Source organism: Dendronalium phyllosphericum CENA369 (assembly GCF_016056275.1).
In the GTDB taxonomy this organism is placed as follows: Bacteria; Cyanobacteriota; Cyanobacteriia; order Cyanobacteriales; family Nostocaceae; genus Dendronalium; species Dendronalium phyllosphericum.
Genome location: NZ_JAECZA010000022.1, coordinates 23,986 through 37,409 on the forward strand (window position 1 = coordinate 23,986; position 13,424 = coordinate 37,409).

A 13,424-nucleotide genomic window follows, 5' to 3' on the forward strand; every position below is an offset into this window, starting at 1 on the left:
TGAAAAACATCCAAATTACATAATCGAATTAAATCAAACTTTATAGGAAGACACTCCATCTCAATTCAGAATAATAGAACAACTTTATTGCGATAAGTAGTCAGAGCAATTGAGCGCTTCTTTAGTTAAAGCAGTATCAGGATGTACCGTACACTTTAGATAATTGTTGTCGTTAAAGAATTGGCAGTTTTTACAAGGATGTTGCTTCAAATTGTTGATAGTTACTATGGCATTTTTAACTTCTACAACTTTACGGACTTGCGAAACTATCAAAACGACAACTGCCCAAACAATCATGAAGCAAACAGGAGCCAAAAATACTGCAACTAAAGGAATGTCTGCAAACTGCTGTTTCGTGTTATTTTTTGCTGCCTTAGATAGGTCAGCTTCAATCATGATGGATTGATTAACACTTTTTTGTGCGGATACGTAAAGTCGAAAAAGCTCCAAACTGTGCATTTTCACAAACTTTATTTAGTCAAACTTAGTTTTAATCAGGATTATTTAGTTTAAATATCACCAGCTACTAGCCAAAAAACACTGGTGTTACCAACTTATCTTTTGCTAAAACTTGCTTTTGTCTAATAATTTTTAGTAAATAACATTTTTCAGCCAACTTAATTACAGCTAAATCAATGCCAAGATAAGCACTATTAATTTGTATGAATAGCCGAAATAAGCTTGAATTAACAGTATGAGTATTTTTGAGCATAGATGATTTATTTAAATCTAACTAAATAGTATTTTAGATTTTATAGAAACTTAAATCTATGTTTAAAGATATATTTTGATAATAATAAAGTGCTATAAATTAAATAAACATCTGTTTATTTAGCTCAATAAACATTCTTTATCTAGATATAGATGCTAATCTAAACTTATTTCAGTACATAAATACTATTTTTGACTTAAACCCATACGAAGATGAGTGACCGTTTTTTTTTATAAAGGTTCACAGATTTCAAAATTTCATCAAGCTACGCTTACGTGTGAGTACCGAATCACATCTGTAATATTTGTGCTTAAGAGATAAAAATTATGATGTTAGAAGAAAAAAATTTCTGCTTTTGTACCTTAGCATTTGGAAAAAACTATCGGAGTTTAGCACTTTTATTAGCAAGAGATATAGAAAAATATTCGCCTAATACTTATTTTGTAATTTTAAGCGATCGCCCCAAGGAATTTAGCAAACAATCTAACGTTTTAGCCTTTAAACATAGACAAAATAGCGTGAAAATTTACCACGATAAACGATTTGTACTTGCCAAAGCATTATCTATGTTTCACTCTTGTATATATATTGATGCAGATATGCGAATTGTAGCACCAGTACCACAAAATATGAAATGGTTACAAGTTCCAGGAATAACAGCTAGGTCTTGTGAAATTATGCCAAAAAAGTATACTAAAGTTTTTGCAGGAACTGCCGACCACAAACTATATAAACAGTTTATAGTAACTGAGAAAGCGGCGCAAAAGTTAAGTTTAAAATTAGAAAAGGAAGAAGTAAAATTTATTTACGAATACTTATTCGCTATTACAAAAGATTCAGAAAAAGAACTCGAATTTCTCAAGCAATGGGAAATAATAGCACCTTATTTTGAATTAAACAGAGTTCATGATGGTGAAGGAAATGCCATAGGTTTAGCTGCTGCTAAGGCAGGTTTACAAGTTAGATGGAGTGAAATGGAAGGTATTTCCTTTTTTAAGGATAAAACTGAATTAATTAGAATTAAAAAAGGACAATCAAATATTCAAGATATGGCACTATATTTTGAGCAGCAAAAAATGTTGGAATACCCAAAAATATCAATTTTACAAAAATTTATATTTAAAATTTTTACTAATTTTAAATACTCATATAATCTATTGCGTTTAATAATAGTTACATTGCGTAATTTTGATTTTTATTACCAATAAAATAGATAATTTTACTATTGCTCGATGTCATGATTAAGATGGGACAAAGGAGTAATTAAAAAATTTGGTATTACCCCTTTCTCAATAAAGAACGTGATTTAAAGATAATCAACTGGAAATAAAATCATTTTTAATTTTACGCAATTGATTTTTAACTGTACCTAGCTGCCACCACTGACTTTTTTTTGCAGGTGTAGGAATAACAGCCGCAGGTAAAGCTGGATTAAGATTACGGTAATGTTCCCAAATTTCCCAGTAGGGACAACCCGGTTGAATGCGAATACCTGCCCAGTGAAGATATTGCAGAGGTTGATTAACGGCAGTATCAAATAATATATAGTTTTGTTGTTTAAAATGGGGACTTCCTGCCCAATTTCCTGGGGCTTTACCTTCTCTACGAACAATGTTAAAGCGGCGCGGAATCCGCTTGAGCAACATATAATTAATAATCGGTTGATCGGAAGTTTTTTCTGAAAAGTCAAAGTATTGAGGATGGGCAGCACACTCGGCAAAAGTTTCATACAAATCTTTTTCCGAGATTAAGTTTTTCTTTGAACCCCAAAAACCACCATTAAAAATATCCTTGATTTCAGCCTCCTCAAAAACTTTATCTTCTAAAACTTGGGGGCTAAAAACATTCTTGATCCCACCTAAATGTTGATAATCACAACAAATAAAATCAGATTCGGCTAGGTAGTTAAGATTGTCAATAATCTTTTCAAAGACAACAATATCAGTATCAATATATAAAAATTCATCAAATGGCCCAAACCAACAAGCCTGTTTGCGAAATTGATTTGGACGAGCAAAAAACTGTCCTCCAAAGGTTTCATGTAATTTTAAGGCGAGACGGTCAATAAATTCTAAGTCTTCGTATGTTTGCACGCCATAATATTTATTGAGTGTATCTGCTATAGCATGATAGTTGTCATCATAAGGAATCAAGATAATTGGTGTATTTTTGTCGTGCAATCGGATACTATTAAGTAGTGCGATCGCATGATCTGTCACCTTGTCATTGGCAATAATATAAATTCCGCGAGTCATTTTCTTAACCTCAACCTGTTAATCCTAATTTTTTTAAAATTCTTGTGCCTAAACTCGGAGGAGCATTATAAGCTTTCGGTTTAGTTACAAACTTTGGTCGTTTTTCTGGTTCGTGCAAATAACGATAATGTAAGAAGATATCTCGGTAGGGAAAATCAATATTCTCTCCATCACATACTCGGTTAAAAAGTTTGGAAGATAAACCAATATAGTGAAAATAAGTTAGTTGATTACCTTTGTCATATAAAATATGATTTCGCTCTTCAAAGTGAGTAGAAGTCACACAACATCCTGTTCTTTCAATTTCCGGAAGCTGACGAGCAAAATTAAAGTTAGAAATACCCGAACGCATTACCATGTAGTTGAGAATAGTTTGATCGGGAGCCATATCATAAAGAATCTCAGCCTCACCTTGAACTAGTTTCTCTAGTAAATATTTGCGATTGTCAGCATTAAATATAGCTTTACTCGAAGCATAAAATCCCGAACAAAATATTTCTTCTTGAAGGCTTTCTGGTGTAAATAATTCTGTTAATCTTGGTGAAGATATATTATAAACATGAGATAAATCTGTGTATTGAAAATCATACACTACCCAATCATTGTAATTTAATTGAGTAAAAATTTTATCTAAAGGACTCATTAATAAAGTATCAGCATCCATGTAAACAAAACGGTCAAAAGGGCCATCAAAAGCACCGTAACGCCTGTGAGTGCCAATTCGATAATATTTATCTTTACTTACTTGCAACCAATGGGTTTGAGCAGTAGGATGTGCATCCCAAATATTGCGAACAAACTCATCCCATTGTTGTATTGACTCCCGATTATCGTAAAGATGCACATTGGGACGGCGAAGAATTTCAGCAGTAATTTGTGCTGTATTATCATCATAAGGATAAATGCAAACGGGCATTGTTTGTCCATAAATTGCTTCTATACTATTAAGAAGCGCAATGAGTTGGTCGTAAACTCGGTCGTTAGCAAGGGTACAAATACCATCCATATGTAAATTAAATGTAATTTGCCAGTTGAAAACATGTATATCTGAAAAATGAAACTAAGAGAAGCTACTAACAAATTCTGATAACCAGTTGAGCAAATTTAATTTATGTAGAATAATTTGTCTAGCTTCAGCGATCGCATCTTTAGCAGCATACCAAGCATCAGGAGTAGCAGTTATTTCTTTGATGTAAGCAATACCTTTTTCATCTAAACTGGGCAAGCGTAAAAAACTACCTGTCGGTAATAATTTATCTGCCGCTGGGCCACCATAATAAATTGGTAAACACCATGCCAACAAAGCATCCCATAACTTCTCACTCACATACCAATTATTGTCAGCATAATTTTCAATTGCCAGATTGTAATAGTAAGGGGCCATCCCATACCATTTATTACCCAATTCACCAGATGATTTTGCCCACGAAGGCAAGCCACGCCCATACAAATCAAACTTGATATTACTAGATTGCAAAGACTGTAAAAAATCTAATCTCTGGCGATGATTTGTTGTACGGCTAATTCCTGAAGTAATCCAACTGCAAGGGTTAACTTTTTCAGGTGGTGGCATTTCGTTTAGTTCCCGAAATGAATTAGCATGATACCAAATCGCAGGCATATAGTCGGGAATAGGAGCAAAATCATCGGGGCCAGAAATATAACCGCAATAATTTTGTGCTTCTTGATAATTGTGTTTGTTTCTTTCAATTATCTCATTTAGTGGTGGTTCTCTTAAAAGATAAATTATCTTTTCTTGAGGAACATTTTTGAGGAGAGATTTAATATTTAATTCTGCTTGTTTTGGCTGGCGATTTAAGCTATGTAACCAGGATTTATGCTGACGCAGTTCGGGAAAATCGAACTGATACATCAAAAGAAAATCTGGGTTTGGTGAAAGTGGCTGAATTTGGATATTCTTCCAAACACCAAATTGATTCGGGCTTTGTTGCCACAGCCAATCGCCTCTTGTTTCAAGACCTTTATAGCTGCTAATCATCCCAACGGTTTTTATATTCATTTTATTTAACTGTTAGTTGTTATTTATATAGTTATTCTCTTCGTATCCTGGGAATTTCTATCTCAAACGCCCAAATTTATCATCATTTATGCTATGAGTGCAGGACGTAAAGATTCATCAACGTAGCTGAGAATCTTGGCTGCTCGATTTTCCCAAGAAAATTGTTTAACAAATTCGATAATTTCTAAATAACCATCTATTTTTCTCGGATAAGTTTCTAAAACTCGCTTGAGAGATTCCGCGAATTTAATGGGATTATCTGGTTCGCACCAAGCTGCGATCGCTTGTGTATTGTTAAACTCTTTTAATGAGGGAATTTCTGTGGCAACAATGGGAGTTCCAGAGGCGAAGTAGTCAAATAGTTTTAGCGGCGATGTGAAGGTTGCTGCTTGTCCGGAACAATGAGGGTGAGCTAAAATATCTGCTGCTTGCAGTAAAGATGCTAACTCATCATGCAATACGTAGCCTAAAAATATAATATTATTGACCTGCTTTTCTTTTGCTAATTGTTGATAATGTTCTACTTCTTTTGGTTTACCACCTGCACAGGCAAATTGCACATTTGGCATTTCTTTAGCAACTTCAATTAGAATATCAATGCCTTTAAATTTTTGTAGCGCTCCCGCATATACTACTAAGTGGGATTGTCCATTTTTCAGGAGTTTCTCGCGCCACGCTGCTGCTTTTTCTGGCTGTCTCAGCATAAACAAGCGATTGAAACCATTGTGTAGTCTAATCGTTTTTTCTGGTGGCATCCCATTGTTAATCATACTTTCGCGGATAGGATCTACGACTGTGACGGCAATTTGAAACAGCGGACTTTTAACGATTTCGGGTTCAAATTTTTTATCTTCATGGTGATGATGTTCGTAAATTGCCGCAATGCCATTTTTAATTGCGGCTTTGATTAAATTCCAATTGCGACTATGAACGAGTTTAGTAGTGGGAAATATATGGAAAGGAAAATAATATTTGGCGGCGATGGTATTAGAGTTAGTAAATTTACTATCGAAATAATCGATAGGCCAAGGCATGGGTAAAGGAGCAACTTTTAATTTGTGATGCAAGTTGTAGTATTTTACTAGGTTTTCTGGTGCTTCTCTCGGTTGAAAAGGACGAGCTAAATTAACTGGATTAATAGTTCCTAATCCTTTATCGGGATATACTAAAACAGTCGAATAACCCAAATTAGCTGCTCCATTGGCTGCGTTGGTAAATTGTACTAGGTGAGCTTCTGGTTTGGGTAACTCTGATTGAATAAAGAAAATATAGTCTTTTTTTAAACTAGCATTGTTCATTCTTTTCTAAGTGAATATTGTTTTCAAATTCTTTTAATTTATCGAGTAAATTAATAGCAGAATCATAGGCTTTTGCTATTAATTGATTATTGTCTTCTGGTGTGTCGGTTACATTGTCAGTTAAAGAGCGGAGAATTCCCAATATCAGATTTAGACGAGCGCGGAATTCTTCAGAGATATGAGTAAAAGTTTTATATTGAGTAGTGACACTATTATTTTCTTGGGAAAATGATAAAAATTTGCCTTTGAGTTGGAGGCTGAAAATATCATCAAAAACATCAATTGTGGTGAGAATTCTTAAAGCTGATGTATGAGATTGTTCAATTAATTCCTGCCGCTCTTGGGAATCCTCTACCATATCATCTAGTAGTAAGAGTAGGAAACCAAGCATTGAGTTCAGCTGCGTCCGAATTTCATGAGAAACGCGGACTAAGCTTTGATGTTGTTTATTAGCAGTTTCCGCTCGTTCGCTAAATTGCATTGAATAGAGACGTGAGTAGTAACCACCTTTTTGTAAAAGTTCTTCATGGTTTCCTACCTCTACTACGCGCCCTTGGTCTAACACAGCAATTTGGTCGGCTTTTTGGACTGTAGAAAGGCGGTGAGCAATTACTAAGGTGGTGCGATCGCGGCTGAGGTCATCAAGTGCAGCTTGCACCAACCGTTCCGACACAGTATCTAATGCACTGGTAGCTTCATCAAGAATCAGAATTTCGGGATTTTGTAATAATGCACGCGCGATCGCTAATCGTTGTCTTTGTCCGCCAGATAACATCACGCCGCGATCGCCAATTAAAGTGTCAAATCCTTGGGGCAATTTGCTGATAAACTCGTAGGCATTTGCTCGTTTGGCTGCTGAAAGAATTTCATCTTTAGTAGCTTCCGGTCGTCCATAGGCAATGTTATTCCCCACCGTATCGTTAAACAAAAAAGTGTCTTGACTAACAATTCCCATCTTGCTACGCACAGATGCAATATCGAAGTCACGCAAATCCTTCCCGTCGATGGTAATGCGCCCAGATAAGGGGTCATAAAATCTCGGTAAGAGGTCTGCAAGGGTTGATTTTCCTGCACCAGAACCACCGACTAAAGCCAAAGTCGTACCACGAGGTAAATATAAATCCACATCTTTTAGTACCAACTTTTCATGATCGGGGTAAGCAAAGGAAAGAAAATCAAAATGCACTCCTTGCTCTAATTTTGTATAGGGAATCTCACCCTTGGACATCAATGGCTTATCATCCCGATTTAAAAACTCTGTCACCATCGCCACACTAGCGGAGGTACTGGCAAAGCTACTACGAATAGTATTTAACTGAGACACCAAGGGTAGCAGTCGCAATAATATTAATAAATACGTAAGTAATACAGTTGAAAGCGAAGCAACTTGATTGGCAAAAAAAGTTTTACTCAGAAAAACAATCAGGAGTAAAGCTGTAATTCCCATCACCTCGCTCAAAGGTGCGATCGCTTCTGAATTAATCTGAGATTCAAAATCTGCTTGTTCGCGGGCACGAATTAACTCATGAACTTTTTGATATTCCCTTACTTCATTTCCCGTTGCTTTGACTAGTCGAATGCCATTTAAGAGTTCGAGCATCGCAACTGAATACGCTTTAGACATCTCACTCAGTTGCTTGCCAAATTTTTTAGAACGAGCAATGGTATATTGATTTACTATCGTCACTAAAGATAGCAAAAACGTCGCAGCTATAGTTAACTGCCAAGAAATTGATAGCAACAAACCGACGAAGACTAAAATTGTAATTCCGAGAATGACTAACTTTACTGTATTACCAATAGCAGTTGCTGCCCGACCAATTTCTCCTCCTAGACGGTTGATTAAATCGCCAACTTTCATCTTGGCATAATAATCTATGTCTATTTCTAGTAATAACTTTAATCCCGCTTCTCGCATATCTGCCGTCAGCCTGCGAGTTAGAGAACTAGATGCTAACGCGCTAGTATAAGTAGCTAAATTTTTTAAGGAAATAGTAAATATAATCGCCCCAGCCATTACCCCGATGCGGTAATTATCTGGAATATCTTCAAAAGGAGCCATAATTCCTTTAAGAATCCCAGGGGCTTTAGTTAAATCTACCTCTTGTCCCACAATTTTTAAGATTACTGGCACAATTAGAGCTGTACTTACACCATTAAATAAAGCTCCAGAAAATCCCAACGCTATCGTCAGAAGAATCAAACCTGGATAGGGTTTTGCAAATCTTAATAGTAGTTTACTGGTAGACATTGGGTATTTGCATCGCAATTCATTATATTATTAACATTATTCATCAATTTATAGCTACATCAGACTATCCTCAAATAGATAAGAATAAATAATCATATTCTGGCTATTGTGATGAAAGTATACTTATCAGCTATTTCAGATTATTCTCAATAGCTTTCTATTATTTAAATTTCACATTTGCTATCATTAAAACAAAGAGTCTACAACCGAGTAATTACCGACTTAAGAGTAGAAGCCATCGCTTCTATACTATATTTGTCGATACATCTTTGCCTTGCTTTCATGCCTCTTGCGTTCGCTAAATCTAAATCCTGAAAGATCGACTGTATTTGCTCGGCAATTTGTTCTGGACAAGCAGGTTCAACTAAATAACCAGTGTCGCCTAAAATTTCGGGAATATCTCCTACACGCGTCGATAATACAGGTTTAGCCATTGCCATTCCATCTGTCAATTTAAGAGGAAATTGAGCGCGAGTTTCGGGAGTATCTCGCTGTGGAACAACAATAATGTGAGCAGCAGCAACCACATCAGGCATTACGTCAGCTGGATAATTAGGCAGTTTAATAATCCAGCGTCCCCATTGCTGTTGAAGTTGTTCGTCATAATTATCATAGGGACTGCCACCAACAATCACCAGTTTTAAGTCTGGCTGATTAATTTTATCTAATGCTATAAGAACATCCTCTAGACCTTTATAAGGTCTTGGCGCACCAGGAAACATCAAAACTCGATATTCTGATAAACCATAGCGACTTCTACTTTCTTCAGGATTATATCGAGCAGGATCGAATAAAAAAGTATCCTTGCCGTTAGGAACAGATATACCTCCAAAACGCTGCTGTAAAAAGCTAGTATGTACCGTCACTGCATTAGCTTTGCTCACCAAATTTTCCATTAATTTTAAATACAACGGATGATGAGGTAATCTCAACGCGCCGTCTTTTTTCAGTAAATCTTTTGCTAGCTGTTTGAGTTGAGGACGATAATGCCATTTATCCCCTCCATGCCAGCTAAGTTCCCAGTCGTCTATATCTAAAATTACTGGTTTTTTGCTGTAAAGTTTTTTGAGAAGTGCTACACCAAAACTAGCTGGTTGAGGTTTAATTGCATAAATAATATCTCCATCGATAAGTTTTAAAATTTTTCTAATAGACTGAATAAAATTTGGATAGTTTGAGCCTGCTATAGTATGTATTTTAGCTTCAGGAGGAATAGCTTTATACAACTCCTTACCAAAGAGAAAACCGAGTATTTCTACTTCATATCCCAACCGATTTAAGGCAGTTTGTAACAAAGATGCACGAATGAAACCATCATTGGTAGATAAATTCCAGACGAGTAGCGATACCTTAACTTTATCTTTCATGATCGCCAGTTTTCCTACTTATAAATCATTTCGTGCGCCAGGGATTTGTGACTTGATTTGGTAAAAATACTTGAGCAAACCGATCGAATATTCTTGTATACAAAGAACGAGTAATGTTTTTGGCGTACTGAGGTCTGTAAGGATAAGTACAATGTAGCACTTTAATTTCTTCAGTGATATTGTAAGTATCCTTCCACTTACTGAGATAATTATAAGCGGGTGATAGTATTTTCATCTTTGGTTTGACCGAAGCGATCGCCGAAGCAAACGCTCCTTGGTCTTTTAGCAGTAATTTATCCTGATTATTTTTGACAATCTCAAAATAACGTTTGAATTCGTCAAAAAATATCTTGGTTGTCTCTGTTTTCCGAAAAGCCATAAAACCGCCGTTATACTGCACGCTATCTTCTTGCAGTGGTAAACCTACAGATTGGAGAATCGGCAAAACATCTGGCAACATATCCTGTTGCTTTCCCCGCAACAAATTTGTAGCTTTAGGAATACTAGGTTGTACATCCTCAGTTAACAGAAAATCATATTCATCTAAATAGTCAAATACATCATTAATATTCGACAGTAAGCAAATATCCGAATCTAAATAGATCGTTTTATCAAATTCAGAAGCATTATATAGAGCTAATTTAGCTTGCCGTGATGCTAAAACAGTATTTGTATCTGCGGGTGCGGGTTTTAAAATTACATTTTTGAATACTTTGAGAAAAGGATAGAGTATTTTAGGAACGCGGTCAATTAAAATAATAATCGGTTCTTGATGAAATTTCCTAATAGCTGCTAAAAAATGGATACAATCTTGAAAAGAGTAAAGTCCTGTCAAAATTGTAATAAATCCTCTAGTTTTTATTGTCATAAATTGTTTTGATAAATTTTCTCGCTTAATTTATTTTTAAAATCTATGTTTGAATATTAATCCTAAATATATTTGCTATTATATATAAGTGTGTAATTTAAAAAAAACAAGTATAGTTGTATGTAATGTTTTTTGTTAGATACAAAGCAGTTAAAAGCAAAAAATAAAATGGTTGTAATAACAACGTTTTTATCTATTTTTTCACGATAAAATAACAAAATAAATTTAACTTTTGATTTGCTTGACTTCCCAGAGAAATTTTACTGATAAATCAAGATTGTTTTTATAAAAAATTAGCATAATATAAGTAAAAATACGGTTGTATATTATCATAGCTAATGCGTTCTGACAGTTATAATAAACGAAATATCAATATTTGACATAACTTGATGTATGTAACCCGGTTACTTACTAGAGTTATGGATGCAAATAAATACCAAAAATGGACATTTAAGGGAGGCAGAGAAAATGCGGATATTCCGTCTTGAGGCACTCTCAGACAACTATATCTTCTTGTTGCACGAACCCAAACAAAATATTGCCGCTGTTGTCGATCCAGCTGAGGCCGAACCAGTATTAAACAAACTTGCAGAACTTAAAGCAGAGTTAGTCGCAATTTTTAATACGCACCATCATAATGACCACGTAGGCGGTAACAAAAAGTTAATCCAACACTTCCCAAAAGTGATAGTTTATGGTGGAGCCGAGGATCGCGGCAGAATTCCCGGACAGCAGGTGTTTTTACAACAAGGCGATCGCGTTGAGTTTGGCGATCGCGTAGCTAATGTTATCTTTGTACCCGGACACACCCGCGCTCACATTGCTTATTACTTTCCTCCTACCCTATCCAGCGAACCAGGGGAATTATTCTGTGGCGATACCTTATTTGCTGGCGGTTGCGGTCGTCTGTTTGAAGGTACACCTACTCAAATGGTAGATTCTCTAAATAAACTGCGCTCTTTACCAGATGATACCCATGTTTGGTGCGCTCACGAATATACTTTAAACAATTTGCGATTTGCCCTCACTGTAGATAGTGAAAATACGGAGTTACAAAGGCGCTTCAATGAAGTCAAAGTCCTCCGCAGCCGAGGAGAAGCTACCGTTCCCTCGCTGCTGGCTGTCGAGAAGCGCACCAATCCATTTTTACGCTGGGAGCAACCATCATTACAATCATCTGCCAAGAGTAACGATCCAGTGCAAACATTTGCCCGTATACGGGGAATGAAAGACAAATTTTAGTCATAGGGTAGTCCCAATGAAAACTTACCGGAGAAAATTTTTAAAAAGAGCAGGATATACAACTCTTTCTAGTTTATTAATGATGGGGTGTTTCCAAAAAGAAAAGGAAAAAGATAACCATAGCATGGATGCTGCTATGGCAAATTATAAAAATATAAATACGAGTTCTCCCCTTCGGCAATTAGCTGCCACAAAAGGAAAACTCTATGGTACGGCAATTTCTAGCGAATTTTTGCAAAAAGAGCCGGATTACGCTAAATTAATAGCTCGTGAATGTTCGATCGTCACACCTAATGGCGAATTAAAATGGAACGCCACTGAACCGCAACCAGGAAATTTTACTTTTGAATTGGCAGATGCGATCGCAGATTTCTGCCAAAAGCATAATATTGCATTGCATGGGCATACTCTTTTCTGGCACATAGGAAACCCAGATTGGGTTTCTTACCCGCCTACTCTCAAGATACTCGAACGGCATGTTAAGGGTGTAATGGGACATTATCGTAATAGCCCAGTTTTAAAGTCTTGGGATATTGCTAATGAAATTATTGCTGACAGCGAACAGGAAACTGACAACCCCTATGGTTTGCGTAAAGGGGTAAAACCAGAATTGATTCGAGACTTATTTTTAATTGCGGCTTCAGTTGATAGCAGCAAGGAATTTTACCTCAATGATTTTGCCATTGAAGGTGCTACATGGAAATCGGCGCATTTCTTAAAAATGGTGGAATATCTTAAGAATAGTGGGGTTAAAATTGACAGGGCAGGTATCCAATCACATTTATGGTTTTCTACGAACTATCCTTTTGACGAAAAAGGATTTAGCAACGTCTTAAAACGGCTTAAAGACCTTGAAGTTAAACCAGTAATTACTGAATTAGATATTATTATTGATACCCCACTGCCCAATAGTATCCAAAAGCTCGATCGAATGGTTGCTAACAGTTACAAGCAATATCTTGACCTGTGCTTTGCAGCTGGAGTTGATACTGTAATTACATGGGGACTTAGCGATCGCCATACCTGGATACGTCATCCTGACTGGATGCCAAAAAAATTTAAGGACAATCCAGCCTTCCATAAATTTCTGCGTCCACTTCCCTTCGATGAGAATCTGCAACCTAAACTTGCTCGTAATGCTATTGCACAGGCTTTACAGCAAGCAACTCCTTCAGTAAGAAGAAAATAACACTAATTACGAATTTTGCAAAGTTGGTTTGAATCCTCGCATTTTTAGGAAAAACCAACCTATTAAGCTATTTACTAGCGATCGTATCTACTAAGTTACACTGCTTAGACTCAGTTGAATAACTTAGGGAAGGCAGCATGTAGATGACTTCACCTAAGTCAATTTCATAAACTAATTATCTCCCTAAAACTCAACTGGTAACCGTAGCATGATTTTTGTAAC

The 13,424-nt window shown here is 36.1% G+C and carries 12 protein-coding genes; 3 read left to right on the plus strand and 9 right to left on the minus strand.

Translation table 11 applies throughout. The annotated features are described in order from the left end of the window. Window positions 1–84: 84 nt before the first annotated feature. The gene (locus tag I8752_RS08135; RefSeq protein ID WP_214431810.1) at window positions 85–396 is read right to left on the minus strand and encodes a hypothetical protein; all 312 of its coding nucleotides are present in this window, start codon (window positions 394–396) and stop codon (window positions 85–87) included. 130 nt (window positions 397–526) lie between these two features. Next, window positions 527–712, minus strand: a complete 186-nt coding sequence (locus I8752_RS08140; RefSeq protein ID WP_214431811.1) for a hypothetical protein — start codon at window positions 710–712, stop codon at window positions 527–529. 326 nt (window positions 713–1,038) lie between these two features. Here I8752_RS08140 and I8752_RS08145 point away from each other — a divergent pair, with 326 nt between their 5' ends. Then, window positions 1,039–1,920: a hypothetical protein gene (locus tag I8752_RS08145; protein ID WP_214431812.1), complete on the plus strand. Its 882-nt coding sequence runs from the start codon at window positions 1,039–1,041 to the stop codon at window positions 1,918–1,920. A 108-nt stretch (window positions 1,921–2,028) separates the two neighbouring features. On the opposite strand, the gene I8752_RS08150 is transcribed toward I8752_RS08145, so the two are convergent. From I8752_RS08150 to I8752_RS08180, 7 genes are all read right to left on the minus strand, one after another. Next, window positions 2,029–2,967, minus strand: coding sequence for an Npun_R2821/Npun_R2822 family protein (locus I8752_RS08150; RefSeq protein ID WP_214431813.1), 939 nt, complete (start codon window positions 2,965–2,967; stop codon window positions 2,029–2,031). Between the two features lie 10 nt (window positions 2,968–2,977). Beyond that, window positions 2,978–3,973 carry an Npun_R2821/Npun_R2822 family protein gene (locus I8752_RS08155; RefSeq protein ID WP_214431814.1) on the minus strand — a complete coding sequence of 332 codons (996 nt, stop codon included), beginning with the start codon at window positions 3,971–3,973 and terminating at the stop codon, window positions 2,978–2,980. Between the two features lie 54 nt (window positions 3,974–4,027). Then, entirely contained in the window at window positions 4,028–4,987 is a 960-nt protein-coding gene (locus I8752_RS08160; protein WP_214431815.1) for a glycosyltransferase family 10 domain-containing protein, read from the minus strand. A gap of 86 nt (window positions 4,988–5,073) precedes the next feature. Next, the gene (locus I8752_RS08165) at window positions 5,074–6,285 is read right to left on the minus strand and encodes a glycosyltransferase (RefSeq protein WP_214431816.1); all 1,212 of its coding nucleotides are present in this window, start codon (window positions 6,283–6,285) and stop codon (window positions 5,074–5,076) included. Continuing rightward, a complete protein-coding gene (locus tag I8752_RS08170) occupies window positions 6,272–8,536 on the minus strand; it encodes an ABC transporter ATP-binding protein (protein WP_214431817.1) in 2,265 nt (754 codons plus the stop codon). Before I8752_RS08170 ends, I8752_RS08165 begins: the two co-directional genes overlap by 14 nt. 200 nt (window positions 8,537–8,736) lie before the next feature. After that, window positions 8,737–9,903 carry a glycosyltransferase family 4 protein gene (locus I8752_RS08175; protein WP_214431818.1) on the minus strand — a complete coding sequence of 389 codons (1,167 nt, stop codon included), beginning with the start codon at window positions 9,901–9,903 and terminating at the stop codon, window positions 8,737–8,739. A 25-nt stretch (window positions 9,904–9,928) separates the two neighbouring features. Then, a complete protein-coding gene (locus I8752_RS08180; protein ID WP_214431819.1) occupies window positions 9,929–10,771 on the minus strand; it encodes a putative nucleotide-diphospho-sugar transferase in 843 nt (280 codons plus the stop codon). A 468-nt stretch (window positions 10,772–11,239) separates the two neighbouring features. Between I8752_RS08180 and gloB the strand changes: the two genes are divergently transcribed. Further along, on the plus strand, window positions 11,240–12,013 hold the full coding sequence (gene gloB / locus I8752_RS08185) for a hydroxyacylglutathione hydrolase (RefSeq protein WP_214431820.1): 774 nt from the start codon (window positions 11,240–11,242) through the stop codon (window positions 12,011–12,013). Between the two features lie 16 nt (window positions 12,014–12,029). Further along, the gene (locus I8752_RS08190) at window positions 12,030–13,202 is read left to right on the plus strand and encodes an endo-1,4-beta-xylanase (RefSeq protein WP_214431821.1); all 1,173 of its coding nucleotides are present in this window, start codon (window positions 12,030–12,032) and stop codon (window positions 13,200–13,202) included. Window positions 13,203–13,424: the final 222 nt, after the last annotated feature.